At 46.6% G+C, this 15069-nt stretch carries 17 protein-coding genes; 1 reads left to right on the plus strand and 16 read right to left on the minus strand.

All coding sequences use genetic code 11. From position 1 onward, the window contains the following. The first annotated feature begins 56 nt into the window (after positions 1-56). Entirely contained in the window at positions 57-218 is a 162-nt protein-coding gene (locus tag NLBNIHML_RS06220; protein WP_339235225.1) for a hypothetical protein, read from the plus strand. A 66-nt stretch (positions 219-284) separates the two neighbouring features. On the opposite strand, the gene NLBNIHML_RS06225 is transcribed toward NLBNIHML_RS06220, so the two are convergent. From NLBNIHML_RS06225 to cmk, 16 genes are all read right to left on the minus strand, one after another. Next, on the minus strand, positions 285-557 hold the full coding sequence (locus tag NLBNIHML_RS06225) for an HU family DNA-binding protein (protein ID WP_024630670.1): 273 nt from the start codon (positions 555-557) through the stop codon (positions 285-287). 217 nt (positions 558-774) lie between these two features. Continuing rightward, the gene (locus NLBNIHML_RS06230; RefSeq protein ID WP_062835197.1) at positions 775-1761 is read right to left on the minus strand and encodes an ABC transporter permease; all 987 of its coding nucleotides are present in this window, start codon (positions 1759-1761) and stop codon (positions 775-777) included. Next, positions 1758-3275: a sugar ABC transporter ATP-binding protein gene (locus tag NLBNIHML_RS06235; protein ID WP_494354021.1), complete on the minus strand. Its 1518-nt coding sequence runs from the start codon at positions 3273-3275 to the stop codon at positions 1758-1760. The genes NLBNIHML_RS06230 and NLBNIHML_RS06235 overlap by 4 nt, the downstream gene beginning before the upstream one ends. Positions 3276-3389: 114 nt before the next feature. Further along, complete coding sequence (locus NLBNIHML_RS06240; RefSeq protein ID WP_494354022.1) at positions 3390-4487, minus strand: sugar ABC transporter substrate-binding protein; 1098 nt, start codon at positions 4485-4487, stop codon at positions 3390-3392. 218 nt (positions 4488-4705) lie between these two features. Further along, positions 4706-6184 carry a stage IV sporulation protein A gene (spoIVA, locus tag NLBNIHML_RS06245; protein ID WP_017687692.1) on the minus strand — a complete coding sequence of 493 codons (1479 nt, stop codon included), beginning with the start codon at positions 6182-6184 and terminating at the stop codon, positions 4706-4708. A gap of 454 nt (positions 6185-6638) precedes the next feature. Next, the gene (locus NLBNIHML_RS06250; protein ID WP_494354023.1) at positions 6639-7418 is read right to left on the minus strand and encodes a YphF family lipoprotein; all 780 of its coding nucleotides are present in this window, start codon (positions 7416-7418) and stop codon (positions 6639-6641) included. A gap of 27 nt (positions 7419-7445) precedes the next feature. Beyond that, positions 7446-7796, minus strand: a complete 351-nt coding sequence (locus NLBNIHML_RS06255; RefSeq protein WP_494354024.1) for a 2Fe-2S iron-sulfur cluster-binding protein — start codon at positions 7794-7796, stop codon at positions 7446-7448. An 11-nt stretch (positions 7797-7807) separates the two neighbouring features. Next, positions 7808-8425: a hypothetical protein gene (locus tag NLBNIHML_RS06260; protein WP_494354025.1), complete on the minus strand. Its 618-nt coding sequence runs from the start codon at positions 8423-8425 to the stop codon at positions 7808-7810. 83 nt (positions 8426-8508) lie between these two features. Then, on the minus strand, positions 8509-8688 hold the full coding sequence (locus NLBNIHML_RS06265; RefSeq protein ID WP_278294380.1) for a DUF2768 family protein: 180 nt from the start codon (positions 8686-8688) through the stop codon (positions 8509-8511). Between the two features lie 173 nt (positions 8689-8861). Continuing rightward, the gene (locus NLBNIHML_RS06270) at positions 8862-9137 is read right to left on the minus strand and encodes a stage VI sporulation protein F (protein WP_017687687.1); all 276 of its coding nucleotides are present in this window, start codon (positions 9135-9137) and stop codon (positions 8862-8864) included. A gap of 102 nt (positions 9138-9239) precedes the next feature. Next, entirely contained in the window at positions 9240-10280 is a 1041-nt protein-coding gene (locus tag NLBNIHML_RS06275) for an NAD(P)H-dependent glycerol-3-phosphate dehydrogenase (RefSeq protein ID WP_494354026.1), read from the minus strand. Next, entirely contained in the window at positions 10273-10896 is a 624-nt protein-coding gene (gene plsY, locus NLBNIHML_RS06280) for a glycerol-3-phosphate 1-O-acyltransferase PlsY (RefSeq protein ID WP_339235242.1), read from the minus strand. Before plsY ends, NLBNIHML_RS06275 begins: the two co-directional genes overlap by 8 nt. Positions 10897-10907: 11 nt before the next feature. Beyond that, on the minus strand, positions 10908-12230 hold the full coding sequence (der, locus tag NLBNIHML_RS06285) for a ribosome biogenesis GTPase Der (protein ID WP_253438644.1): 1323 nt from the start codon (positions 12228-12230) through the stop codon (positions 10908-10910). 185 nt (positions 12231-12415) lie between these two features. Next, complete coding sequence (gene rpsA, locus NLBNIHML_RS06290; RefSeq protein WP_062835205.1) at positions 12416-13630, minus strand: 30S ribosomal protein S1; 1215 nt, start codon at positions 13628-13630, stop codon at positions 12416-12418. A 142-nt stretch (positions 13631-13772) separates the two neighbouring features. Next, positions 13773-14360: a lysophospholipid acyltransferase family protein gene (locus tag NLBNIHML_RS06295; RefSeq protein ID WP_339235244.1), complete on the minus strand. Its 588-nt coding sequence runs from the start codon at positions 14358-14360 to the stop codon at positions 13773-13775. After that, positions 14357-15061 carry a (d)CMP kinase gene (cmk, locus tag NLBNIHML_RS06300; RefSeq protein WP_339235246.1) on the minus strand — a complete coding sequence of 235 codons (705 nt, stop codon included), beginning with the start codon at positions 15059-15061 and terminating at the stop codon, positions 14357-14359. Before cmk ends, NLBNIHML_RS06295 begins: the two co-directional genes overlap by 4 nt. Positions 15062-15069 lie beyond the last annotated feature (8 nt).

A 15069-nucleotide genomic window follows, 5' to 3' on the forward strand; every position in this document is an offset into this window, starting at 1 on the left:
AATCAGCTACCCCCGGGTCATACTACAGTTGTACCCCCACAGAAAGGAGAATCTACATGAAGTACACCCCTGCCGCACTTACAGACGAGCATATTCATCAGTTAAAAGAAATTGAACAGCATCTGTCTGCAGCTGCTGGCGAAGAACTGATTCTCGTTGCTTATACCGGGCAACCGGATGATCCTGAGCACTCGGATAGCCGCAAGAATCATCGTTAAAGGGCAAAAGAAAAGGCCGTGAACAAGTCACGGTCTTTTTGTCGACATATGGAATATGTAGAAATCTTATTTAATTCCGTCTTTGAGCGCTTTACCTGGTTTGAATGCAGGAATTTTGCTCGCAGGAATTTCGATTTCTTCACCTGTTTGCGGGTTGCGTCCTTTACGTGCGGAGCGCTCGCGAACTTCGAAGTTCCCAAAACCAACCAATTGTACTTTATCTCCGCTTTGAAGAGCCTCAGAGATTGCTTCGAATACGGCATCAACCGCTTTCGTTACATCTTTTTTGGACAATTCAGTCGCTTCAGATACGTGTGTAATCAAGTCTGATTTGTTCATTTGTTTTTCACCTCCTGTATCAATGTCCTGAATGTTATACTGTGTTTCCGTTTTATAGCGAAATATACGTTCATACGCAAAAAATCTACGTACATCTTGAGCGATGAACACAAATCTCCGCTTGCGGTTAACAGTCATTTTCGGCAGAATGTCGTCTGAAACCACGGGCATTTCAGACGCCGAACAAATTTCATACTAATACAGACAGCCCACAATTTCAAGTCCGGTTGCGGTTTAAGACGTAAAATGTAACCGCCAGGGCAAGCACGAGAACTCCACCTTTTACAATATCATGCGTGAAATACTGTACGTTCATCATCGTTAACCCGTTCACAAGAACACCAATCAGAACCGAACCGATGAAGGTTCCGATGACATTCGGTTTACCCGCGCCGAACACAGAGAAACCGACAAACACTGCCGCTACGGATTCCATTAACAACGGTGATCCCGCATCGATTTGCCCAGATCCTACTTTGGAAGCATAGATGATACCACCGATTGCTGCAAACACTCCAGCGGCTACATAGGCGAGTGTACGCACCTTTTTCACCTTGATTCCAGACAATCGTGCAGCTTCCTCATTACCGCCTGTAATGTACATCTGGCGCCCATATTTCGTATACGTCAAAAAGATATGCACACCTATTACCGCAATAAGCAGCAGGATAACCGATATTGGCATCCCCAGCCATTTACCCTGCCCTATAAGCAGGAAGGTCGGGTCCATCTCGCCCGCAGCTTTGCTTCCATCAGGGAACTGCATATGATTGTAAATGGTATATCCCTGTGCATACGTTTTGTGAATACCTCCGATGATGTACATCGTGGCGAGAGTTGCCAGCAAATCCGGAATACGCAATTTTACAATGAGCAAAGCGTTCAACAAACCAATAACAGCACCGATAATTAGTGGCACGATAATGACGATTGCTAGCGGTTGTTGATACCATATCATTAACGAAGCCGTCACGACGGTGGTCAATGAAACAGTCGCCCCTACAGAGAGATCAAATCCATCAACAATGAGAGATAACGTAACACCTATTGCTACAAACGTGACGATTGAAATGGAGCCCAAAATATCGGTCAAGTTACTGTACGTAAAGAAATAAGGCAATTTAATGCCGAAAAATGCGATAACTCCTATAATAACTATAATTGCTCCGTAACGGAACGCAAAATCCAGTGATTTATCCTTCATGATTGCACCTCTTGTCCACCGCTTGCATAGTATAGCAGCTGTTCTTGATTAGTCTCGCCTCGATTGAACTCTTTCACGATAACACCCTCGCACATGACAGCGATTCGGTCGCCAATTCCCATGCCTTCATCCAGTTCACAGGTGAAATAGATGACGCCCTTGCCGGCTAAAGCCAGTTCGTTGATAATGCGGAAAATGTCACTTTTTGCCCCGATATCTACGCCTTTGGTTGGCTCATCAAATATAAATACATCTGCATCCGCGTTAAGCCATTTGCCAATGGCTACCTTCTGCTGATTACCACCGCTTAGATATTTCACTTCCTGCTTCACTGACGATGTTTTGATTCCAAGCTGTTTCACCAATGACTCAGCATTCAGACGTTCCCGTTTGCGGTTTACGAAACCTAATGTACTGAGACGGCTAAGCAAAGGCAGACTTAGATTCCGTTCCACGTTCTCCTGAATCAGGATTCCTTGTTTACGTCGCTCCTCCGGTACAGAAACAATCCCCAGAGCCGCCGCATCCGCAGGCTGAGACAGACGGAGATTACGGTTGTTAAGCCGAATCTCTCCTCCCTCTAGCCGATCTGCACCAATCAGCAAACGGGAGCTTTCCGTTTTACCCGCGCCTACCAGGCCAACCACAGCGAGAACTTCACCTCGGCGTACAGAGAGGTCAACACCTTTAACTTTCACTCCACGACGAAGCCCACGAGCTTCCAACAGCATCTCCCCCACGGGGGCTTCCGTCTTCGGAAACTCTTCTTCAAATGGTTTGCCTAACATCTGAGTAACCAAATCGTTGATTGTCAGTCCCTTTGCTTCGCCGGTAAATACATGTTGCCCATCCCTCATAACCGTAACGCGATCACAGTGACCCGTCACTTCAGCAAGACGATGTGTTATGAAAATGCAGGCTACGCCCCGTTCCTTCAACAGATGAACAATCCGGAAAAATGCATCCGTTTCTTCCTGACTCAGCGGTGCAGTAGGTTCGTCAAAAATGATGACCTTGGCATCCTGAATCAAAATCCGCGCCAGCAGTATCATCTGTTTTTCTGCAAGCGTCAGATCCGCCACTTTTTGGTGAACGGATATGTCCGCCCCTAATTGCTTCAATGCCTCAATCGCACGCTGTTGCAGCTTCCGCGGACTTTTCCACCACCCCCCGGCAGGTGAAGCCAACTGATCCAACATAATGTTCTCCGCAGCCGTCAGCTGTGGCACCAGTGCCGCATCCACTTCCTGATAGACACAGTGAATCCCGCTTGCCTTCGCGTCTCCCGGAGAACTTAAATGAAGCGCTTGTCCACTCAGCTGAATCGTCCCCTGATCCAATGGATAAGCACCAGACAAAATTTTCATTAACGTACTCTTACCGGCACCATTGGCTCCCAGCAGTGCATGAATCTCTCCGCCTTTTACAGAGAAATCCACATCCTTCAGTGCAGGTATGCCTGAAAACTGCTTGTGGATGTGTTCCATTTGAAGCAGAATCGGTGCAGTGCTCATGATGTTAACCTCCAATCGTTCCCTTCCGGGAGCATCCCTTTTTTCATCCAGGCCATACATATCTTCATTATGTTTGAAAAAAGCGCGCCTTGCGGCGCGCTTCCTATACGCTGCTTATTTAGCAGTAATACCGTATTCGCTCATCCAGTCCTTGATTCCTTGTGTGCTTCCACCCCATCCTTCAACGAACTCTGACAGCTCCGAAGTGGAGATTTGTTGATCTGGCAGAGCTTCACGTTGAACATAGACCGGGTTAAGCACAACTGAATCTTCTGTCTCGTCCCCGTTCAGTTTCTGATAAGCATAACGGACTTGGACGCGACCAATATCCGTTGGATCAACAGCAGCAGAAGCAACCCAAGGATTTTTCGGGTCCTGAATCATTTGCAGATCCTCGTCACTCATATCGATACCATACACTTTGATCTCGTCACGTCCAGCTTGTTGAATGGCACGCGCTGCACCTTTGGCGAATTCATCCCATGCAGTCCATACAGCTGTAATCTCACCTTTTGGATATTGCTTGAGAATAGCTTCCATTTTGGCTTGAGTATCCAGCGCCGGATTCTGTGCGGAACCAAATGTAGCTATTTCCTTGATGTCCGGATTTGCTTTCATGAATTCACCGTATGCAATCTGACGACGTTCCATCGGTGCGAAACCAGCTACCCATACTTTCACAATATTTCCTTGTCCATTGATATCTTTTTTCATTTGCTCCAGTGTGAGCTCAGCCATCTTCTGGTCATCCTGTGACAGGACTGTAGCTCCCGGAACGCTAATAGCTGCGTCGAATACAACTACTGGAATATTCTGTTCTACTGCCTTCTTCACGCCTGGCTCTAATAGGGAATCCCCATGATCCGTGAGAATGGCATCAAATTTTTGGTTAATAGCGCTATCAAGCAAGGATACCATCTTTGCTTTGTCATTATCGGCAACAAACGTTGTCAGTTCTCCACCGAATTTTTCGATTTCTTCTTTTACACCCTGTACATATTGCTGCGAGAAAGTACCTGTATTGAATTCCATAATAAGTGCGATCCGTTTTCCGCTTAGTGGACCTGTGACTGCTTCTGTTTTTGGTGTATCATCTGATGCACCCGAAGCCGGAGTTGCTGCCGGTTCTTTTTTAATTCCGCAAGCGGACAGCGCCAATGTAAATACTAATAACACACTCAACCATACCCATTTTGTCCCTTTTCTTTTCATCTCTGTTTCCCCCTGTCCACTCTCTGTGATCTCGATCACAATAGTTGAATATTAATATAACGGCTAATCCCTAGTATGTAAATGGGTTTTAGTAATTTAAAGCTAAAAATCGCTAAGTTTTTTTTGAAAGCACTATTCTCCCCATCCATTTCATCCAAAATAAAGAAATCACATAAAAAAGACCGCGAGGGGATTTCCCCTTACGGTCTTTTGATGTCTTACAAAATGATAGCGATCAAGCCACCTGAACCTTCGTTAATGATTCTTCCCAGCGTCTCTTGCAGTTTGTATCTTGCATTATCCGGCATCATGGCAATCTTGCCCTGAATCCCTTCTCGCACGATAGAGTGTAGCGAACGGCCGAACATATCTGAATCCCATACCTTGATCGGATCGTTCTCGAAGTCCTGCATCAGGTATCTCACCAGTTCCTCACTTTGCTTCTCCGTACCGATAATTGGAGCGAACTCCGATTCCACATCAACCCGGATCATATGAATGGACGGTGCCGTAGCTTTCAGACGTACGCCAAATTTGGTGCCCTGACGAATGAGCTCAGGTTCATCCAGAGCCATCTCGGCGAGAGATGGAGCAGCAATGCCGTATCCGGTCGTTTTGACCATCTCCAGCGCTTCTGCGAAGCGGTCATATTCTCTCTTCGCATGCGAGAATTCCTGCATCAATTGCAGCAGATGATCCTTACCGCGAATCTCGATGCCGACCACTTCCACGAGAATCTGATCATACAGTTCATCCGGCGCATACAGGTCAATTTCAGCTACACCCTGCCCCATGTTCATACCACTCAGGCCTGCGCGATCAATGAATTCATATTCCATGAACTGAGCGACAACCCGATCCACATCGCGAAGTCTGCGAATATCCTTCACGGTATCCCGTACAGAATTCTCGTAGTTGCTTCGCAGCCAGTGAGTCTCGTTCAGCACCATAACCCAGCTCGGCAGGTTTACATTCACTTCATGCACAGGGAACTCATAGAGCACTTCACGAAGTACACCCGTCACATCATCTTCAGTCATTGTGGCTGCACTGAGTGTCATCACCGGAATGTCGTATTTGGCAGCAAGTTCACTACGCAATTGCAGGGCTTCTTCACTGCGTGGGCGAGTGGAGTTGATGACCAAGACAAACGGTTTACCGACTTCTTTCAATTCCGCAATAACCCGTTCTTCGGATTCCACATAGGAACTGCGGGCAATTTCGGCAATTGTGCCGTCTGTTGTGACCACAACACCCAGTGTGGAATGCTCCTGAATGACTTTGCGAGTCCCAATCTCGGCGGCTTCCTGGAACGGAATTGGCTCTTCGAACCAAGGCGTGGAGATCATGCGCGGACCATTTTCATCCTCGTACCCCTTGGCTCCTTCCACCGCGTAACCCACACAATCCACAAGGCGTACATTGACATCAAGCCCTTCGGCCACCTTGATCTGAACTGCGTTATTCGGTACAAATTTTGGTTCGGTTGTCATGATGGTTTTGCCTGCTGCACTTTGTGGAAGTTCATCCACTGCACGGGCACGATCGGCCTCGCTTGCGATGTTGGGCAATACGATCGTTTCCATGAATCGTTTAATAAATGTTGATTTTCCCGTCCGGACTGCGCCGACAACCCCGAGATAAATATCCCCTCCGGTCCGCTCAGCTATGTCCTTAAAAATGTCCACTTTCTCCAATGAAATCCCCTCCCTAAATTACTCCGAAGGAAAAATGCTAAAGAGCATCCGCTTCGTTTTTTCAATCAGAAGACTGAAATCCCTGCAACGGTAGAGCCGCCTTTGTGAGTGCCCGGAAGTCGTCCGCCGCCGAACGTTGCATTCTGATGAAACCGGCGAGAGCGGCGTTAACTCGTACATGCAATTGGACTAGTATCATCTTATGTATCCGTATGCGGCAATATGACGCGTATTTTTGTTTTTTTATCTTATGGTGATGACATTAGGAGAATCCCCCGATCTCGGACTGCGCGTCTTTATTTCAATCTACTTTATGTGATCCATGAAGTTTTTATGACGGTTATTGCTCATACGGACAAAAGAAAAAAGAGATATCCCTGATTTGGAATATCTCTTTTTGAACCCTTGGAGGCACGGGGGGCATACAGTTAGATCATATGAATGGCAACCAGACTTATTTTGTTGGCTGTGCCACTGGTGCATTATTTTGCCAAGTGTATAAAACAGATTTTACAGGTACGAAGTAGGAGTGTTCCAACAGAAGATCCCGAACATCATCCGTCTCTGCTGGAGACACATCAGACTTTTCCACTGCCTGCATAATGTCAAAAGCATAATCTACATAGACTTTGCCTTCGTCATCCATCATAAAAGGTAATGCCTGACCCGAATACACACTATTCAATGTAGTGGAAGGAGTTCCTGCCTGTGCAGCCTGATCCATATCCACAGCATATAACCCCGGATACAATTCTTCCCCGCTTGGCAGCTTATTGTTATGTACGGATTTATATTGATTAACCATTCGCTGCACATCGTTGACTTTCTGAACAGTCAGGAGGTCCATCACTTTAACGGTGGGATTCACTTCTTCATCCTGGATAAGGAAGTAAGCGCTACCACCGCTTTCAAAAGCGGTTCCCGGTATTTCATCCAGATACCCCAGTTGCTTCAATTTGGGCAGATCCACTCTAAATTTTTCATATTTTGGCGTTTCCATATCTGCATTGAGGATGGGTAAAATCCCCTCATCTTGCTGGAATGCCTCTACCGCACTCTGGATACGGCTCACGCTTTCCCGATAGGCTATTTTAGGGTCCGAATTGCTCTGCGATGGATACATACAACCACTTGCTGTAAAAGCAAACAACAGGAATAACAGCAGACCGCTCATCTGATGCATCAGACGGTGCCGTCCGCTTCCTTCAACACCTTTTGGCTTGTTCCTAATCATTCGTGTCCTCCTAGAATAACGCTTATCTCAGAACCAGTCGTCTTCCTGCTGCTGACGTTCCAGTTGTTTCCGTATGGCTGCCTTCAGCGGGTCCTCCGGAACATGAACCGATAGAGAACCACACACCTTGGCCTGACAGGACAGTCTTGTACCTGTTTCCAACAATGAACCCAACTTGCGCTTTTCTGCATCCGTTGGCGGATACAGTTCCGCCCGATATTCTTCGCCTACGTTCACCTTGCACATCAAGCAAGCAGCTTTACCATCACATCGGGTCGTAATCTTCACTCCGGCTCGTCGTGCTACATGCAGAAGTGTCGCCCCTGGTTTAAGCACGATTGATTTGTTCATGGGTAAAAAAGTAACTTTGTAGTCCATTATGTTCCTCCCTACTGTGACCAGGCAAAGCCAACAAGTTCTTCCACTTCGGCTCTGAAGCGGCTTGTCCATACATTCTGTTGACTTAAAAGCATCATTATAGGCTGATGGGCATTTGGTTGCTGACGCATCTGTGATGCAATGGGTACATAACGATCTTCTCGACCTCGCAGCATATTAAACAACAGCTCATGCGCAAGCGGCATCAGTCGCAGGGGATATGAACCCACTTGTGCTACTGGTGCATGCGGAGCAAGTACATGTTCAATATCGATGCGGTACCAACTTTTGCGAGCCCATATTTCGAAGCCACCAACCAGTTCCAGCGCACATTCACCAACCTGATAGTGGCTTAGCAGAGAAGCATAAGGTCCTGTTTTATCCACTGTAGGCTCGTCAAGCATTTCCCCTGGAGCACTACGGTGAAGTTCCTTAGCAGCAGCAACATCCGCATAAATATCAATATCTCTGGGAGCCTGTTGCAACTCTACCCCCTGAAGCAGCAACCCACAGCTTCCTCCAAGCAACCATGTCTGTGGCTGTGTGTTCCAGGCTTTGGCCGTTTCCAGCAAAGCCGCGTGTAATTCCGGATAACGCTCTGTCCGACCCTCCGTATCATGCGGCCCCATAGGCTCACACTCCCCTCATCCGTGTTCATTGTGTCAGTTCTTATGATGTGCTTATGCGGATGTTAACCTTCAGGCATAGGAAATCAGGTCAGAGAAGCGATTCCACCGAAAAAGCCAATCAGCATAATCAAAAATGCAATGAAGGAAAGAATCCCTCGTACAATACCTTTTGTTTTGGCACGAGCAAACGTAATCAGGAATACAGATAGTCCCATAATGAGGATGGCGACCAATGACAGCCACATCTTGTCCATTGCGCTCATAATCCAGCAATCTCCCCTTCAGTCCGATATTCATCACTGACACTGTGACAATTGCAACCATTATAACACGAAATTCAGCGCAACTTTCCAAAAAAAAGACAAAAAAGCAAGCCGACAGGAGCCGACTCGTCTTTTTGTCTTACTGGATCACCTGCACAAGCAGGCGTGATCTATTATTTTTTCATCATCATTTTCATTAACGATTCCATACTGCTCGGATTTAATCCGCTTTTCTTGACCGCACTCACAATATCCTTAACCGTATCCTCAGATACCGGAACTTTCGCCATGGCGGATACTTGTTTGATCAATTGGCGCAACTGAGCTTCATTTTGAATCGTCGTTGGTTTCACCGTGCTTGCCAATTTCTTGACGGCACCTTCTGTGATCGTTTTACCCGTTTTCTTGTTGATTGCATTCAGCGCATCTTTGGAAATGTTGTTACCCATTCGTCTCCCCTCCTCCGGCAATACTCATGTGTATAGTATGAGTCCGGAACAGAAAAGGTGAATAAGCTTCTCATTTCACAAATAGGTTTAGGCGGATTACAATCAGGAATGCCACTGCTCCCAGGTTTCAAGCTTCATGACTTCCATTTCAGTCTTCGGGTCACGTCCCATCAAGGCTTCAACTGCATCACGCGGCTGTCTCTCCTGGAATAAAACGTGATACAGCTGATCCGCAATCGGCATTTGCACACCGTATTTTTGCGATATGAAATAGGCAGCTTGGGTAGTTCGAATGCCTTCTACCACCATGCCCATGGACTTAAGAACATCATCCAGCTTCTCTCCCTGGCCCAGCATCGAACCTGCTCTCCAGTTCCGGCTATGCTGACTTGTAGCCGTTACAACCAGATCTCCGATTCCGGCAAGTCCCGAAAACGTTAACGGATTCGCTCCCATCTCTACTCCAATACGTGTGATCTCTGCCAGACCACGTGTTAGCAAAGCGGCTTTGGCATTATCACCGAACTGAAGACCATCGGACATACCTGCACCAAGAGCAATAATGTTTTTGAATGCACCTGCCAGCTCAACACCGAGCATATCCCGATTCGTGTAAACCCGGAAATAGGCATTCATAAACAAAGCTTGAGCAGCCTCGGCAGATGACTTATCCAATGAAGCTACAACCACAGTAGTCGGACAACGCTTCACCACTTCTTCCGCATGGCTTGGGCCAGAAAGAACTACAACACGGCCTTCTTCACATTCAAGTTCTTCTGAAATGACTGTAGACATCCGTTTCAGGCTTTCTGTCTCAAAACCTTTGGTTGCATGAATGACTAACATCTCAGGCTTATAATAAGCCTTAAGCTGGTTCGTAACTGAACGCATGGCTGAAGAAGGCGCAACAATTAACACAGCTATAGCGCCTTCCACCGCTGCTTCCATATCACTTGTTGCCTGAATTCGTGGTGAAAGCTCCGCATCCGGTAGATAGCGAGCATTGGTGTGCTTGCTATTGATTTCGTTAGCCTGGTCTTCACCACGTGTCCACATCATCACGTCCAACTGATTGGCGGCAAGTACACTGGCCAGAGCTGTTCCCCAGCTCCCAGCAACCAGAACAGCAACTTTTTTAGACAACACGTTTACCCCCTCCAGGGTTTTTCGATCCCAATTTATTTTCCTGTCCTTTGGCGAGCTTCGCAATATTGGTACGATGTCTCCAGAACGCAAACAGACAAATAATCAGACTCCCCCAGAAGATATTCATTGAATATCCGGGTAATACCAGAATAAAGATGGGTGTAAATGCTACAAAAATCAGAGACCCCAATGAAACATACCGGGTCAATACAATAGACAGAATAGCGATCACCCCAGCACATAACGCAGGTAGGAAAGCAAGACTCACCAGAACACCAATGGCCGTGGCAATCCCTTTTCCTCCACGAAAATGGAAGTAAAGAGGCCAGTTATGTCCTGCGATGGCTGCTATACCACTGAGTGCAGGAATCCAGGCAGAACCGTTGCCGAGCCAGATTCCAATCCATACAGCTGCAACACCCTTAAGTACATCAAGTAACAGAACAGCAATAGCCGGTCCTTTACCCAATATACGCAACGTATTGGTAGCTCCTGCGTTTCCGCTTCCGTGCTGACGAATATCGATCCCCCGTATCGCTTTTGCAAGGAGGACACTAAAGCTGATCGAACCGAGCAGATAACTCAGCACAATCGCTGCGATTGGTAAAATCACACACTTCTCCCCTAACCTTCGTCGGACTTCCTCCGAGTAAATATACGGATTGGTGTACCTTCAAAGTTAAACGCTGCACGGATCTTGTTCTCCAGATAGCGCTCGTATGAGAAGTGCATCAATTCCGGATCGTTCACAAAAACAACCATGGTCGGTGGCTTAACGGCAACCTGAGTCACATAGTTGATTCTCATTCTCCGTCCTTTATCTGTTGGCGGAGGGTTAATAGCTACCGCATCCGATACGACATCGTTAAGCAGATGCGTCTGAACACGCAACGAGTGTTGTTCCGCCACATGTTTTACAACCGGCAATAATTTTTGTAAGCGTTGTTTTGTCAGGGCTGACAAAAATACGACTGGAGCATACGTCATAAACAGGAAGTGATCCCGAATTTTCGTCTCAAACTCTTTCATCGTTTTGTCATGCTTCTCGACTACATCCCATTTGTTCACGACAAACAAAGAAGCTTTGCCCGCTTCAAATGCATATCCAGCAATATGCTTGTCCTGCTCAATAATGCCTTCTTCACCATTAATGACAATCAGAACGACATCTGCACGCTCAATCGCACGCATAGCACGCATTACACTGTATTTCTCAGTTGTTTCATATACTTTACCACGCTTACGCATCCCTGCTGTATCAATCAGCACGTAACGTTGGCCGTCTTTTTCAAAAGGTGTATCAATCGCATCCCGGGTCGTTCCAGCCACATCACTTACAATGACACGCTCTTCCCCCAGAATAGCGTTCACCAGTGAAGATTTACCCACATTAGGACGTCCGATCAGAGCTACACGAATGACATCTTCGTCGTAAGTCTCTTCCTCAAGTTCTGGCAACTTCTCCACAATAGCATCAAGCAAATCACCTACACCTGTACCGTGACTTCCGGATACGCCGATGGGATCACCGAAACCGAATCCATAAAACTCATAAATGAGCTCACTTCGTCCGATATTATCCACTTTGTTAACCGCTACAACAATAGGCTTGCCTGAGCGGTATAGCATCTCTGCTACCTCTTCATCCGATTGCGTAATACCTGCTTTTGCATCACACATGAATACAATAACATCTGCTTCTTCAATAGCGAGCTCTGCTTGCATCCGAATCGATTTTAAGATTACATCTTCACCATCAATTTCGATACCACCTGTATCAATAATACTAAATGGTTTACCGTTCCATTCACCGATTCCATATATACGGTCACGGGTAATGCCCGGCTTGTCTTCCACAATGGCCAGTCTGTCGCCGATGATCCGATTGAAAATGGTGGATTTACCCACGTTCGGTCGTCCGACAATTGCCACAACGGGTCTTGCCATACAGTCCACTCCTCCTGTCCATACTTACGATAATCATCATAGCAAAAAAGATAAGTCTTGGCTAACGTTTCATGCCAAATTACTTGCAATAAAAACAATCGGCGAACCCGCCTGGGGCTCGCCGATCTTGCTTTTATTATTCAGCAAAATATGCAGTATATAACTTAGAACCATGCATTGTTAACTTATTTGAATTTGCTTAGTTTGTCACCAAACAGTTCGCCGAGCGTAGTGCTCATACCTTGATTGTTCAAGGAAACGTTTGGATTGTTGATTTCTTCACGTGGAGCGTTGTTTCTTGCTGGACGCTCTGATTTTTGTGGTTGAGCAGGAGCTTCTTCAGTTTCTTTGATGCTCAAGCTTACACGTTGCTCAGAAGGGTTCATGTCCAAGATTTTAACTTGAACTTCTTGTCCTTCTTTCAGCACTTCATGAGGAGTGCCGATGTGTTTGTGGGAGATTTGTGAAATATGCACAAGTCCCTCAACACCAGGAGCGATTTCAACAAATGCACCGAAGTCGACCAGACGTTTTACAACACCTGTTACGATATCGCTGGAATTGAATTTCTCGCTTGCAGTTTCCCAAGGACCTGGTTGAACTGCTTTCATGCTCAGGCTGATTTTGCCTTTTTCAGGGTCAACTTTCAGCACTTTCACACTAACTTTATCGCCTTCAGACAGAACGTCGGATGGTTTTTCAACGTGTGTCCAAGCCAGCTCGGATACGTGAACCAAACCGTCAACTCCGCCCACATCAACAAATGCGCCGAATTGAGTCAAACGTTGTACTGTACCTTCGATCACTTGACCTTCTTGCAAACCAGCCATAACCGTTGCTTTGTTTGCTTCGAATTCTTGCTCCAGTACGTCTTTTTGGGAAAGGATCACTTTGTTGTTCTCACGGTCGATCTCTTTCACTTTAACACGCAGTGTGCGTCCTTTGTAGTCGCTGAAGTCTTCAACGAAATGGCGTTCAACCATGGATGCCGGGATAAATCCACGCACGCCCACGTCTGCTACCAGACCGCCTTTAACAACATCACCTACAACAACTTCGAATACGTCTTGGTCTTCAAAATGCTTTTGCAATTGATCCCAAGCGTTTTCGCTGTCGATTGCACGTTTGGACAGAACGAGTTTTTCTTTCTCGTCGTCGATGCTAAGAACTTTAGCTTCAACTTCTTGTCCAACTTCTACTGCATCAGACGCGCTGTCCACATGTAATGAAGACAGTTCACGAATTGGAATGACACCGTCATATTTATATCCAATGCTCACATAGGCTTGGTTATCTTCCAATTTGACGATGGTTCCTTTTACGGTATCTCCTTTTTTCAAGGAAACGAATTGATCCAACTCATCTTGGGTTGCTTCTTGATTTTTCATTTCTTCCGACATGTCAAATACCCTCCTCAATTCAAAAACCCCATTATATTCAAACCTGCCTGTAGCAGAGTTCAAAACACTTTCATCACTGAGTACTCAAGCTTTAGTCTCCCTCAAAAATATGGAAACATGCACTCAGCTACCGACGAAGCCATTACTTGCTTGGCACGCCCGTTTGCACCATTTCGTTAATCTTGGACATAATCTTTTCGGTCGCCTTCTCCAGAGCTTCTCCGGAGGGGTCTTCCTTGAACTCGTCCAAACTTACTGGTGCTCCATATACAACTTTCATCTTACGAAAAACTTTGTAGTTACCGATAATAGCAGTAGGAATAACTGTAGCGCCACTACGGAGAGCAAAACTCGCTGCTCCTTTTTTGCCGATACCTCCATCATTGTGACGGCTTCCCGAGGGGAAGATCCCAAGCACTTGACCATCACGCAAAATATTGAGTGAGGTTTTGATGGATTCCTTGCTGACACCTCCACGTTTAACGGGGAAAGCGCCCACGGCTTTGATAATTCGGCCGAGTACCGGAATTTCAAACAATTCGCTTTTGGCCATGAAACGCACCTGACGGCGAATTTTGATACCAACAGTTGGAGGATCGAAATTACTAATATGATTGGAACATAAAAGTACGCCGCCTTCTTCCGGAATATTCTCCCGTCCAACGGCCTCCAAGCGGAAAAGAATGGTGTAAATGATCCGCAGTAATGTGCTGCAAAATGTGTAAATCATAGACCGATCTCTCCTCTGACCATTGTGCAATAAGATACGATTTTGTCAACCACTTCATGAATGTTCATCTTTGTTGTATCCAGGACGATAGCATCCTCAGCACAACGCAGTGGGGAAATTTCCCGATTCTCATCCAATCTGTCACGGGTGGCAATGTCTCGCTCCAGCTGTTGCAACGTCAGTCCTTCAGAGGGGTCCAGTTCTTTGAAGCGGCGAAGCGCACGCTCTTCCACACTGGCAGTCATAAAGATTTTCACTTCCGCATCGGGCAATACTGTCGTTCCGATATCGCGTCCATCCATAACGACGCCCTTGCGCAAAGCCATTTGCCGCTGAGTATCCACTAATTGCGTACGCAGCCCCTCGATTTGCGCATATCGGGACACGATTCCCGTCACTTCACGGGAGCGGATTTCCGAGGTTACTTCTTCCCCATTACAGAACACTTTCTGTCCGTCGGGATCCGGTTGTAAATCAATGACCAGCTTTTGGGCTTCCTGAAGTACCTGTGTCACTTCTTCTGGCGCAATATCTTTCCGAAGCATGTGCAAGGTTACCGCACGGTACATTGCGCCTGTATCGACGTATACATACGCGAGCGCCTCTGCAACCAATCGGGCCACCGTGCTTTTCCCGGCACCGGCAGGTCCGTCAATTGCAACGTTCATTTTCCCGTTCTCTGATGTGTTCTGGCTTGCCAACGGGGCAT

The organism is Paenibacillus sp. JNU01 (assembly GCF_059130585.1).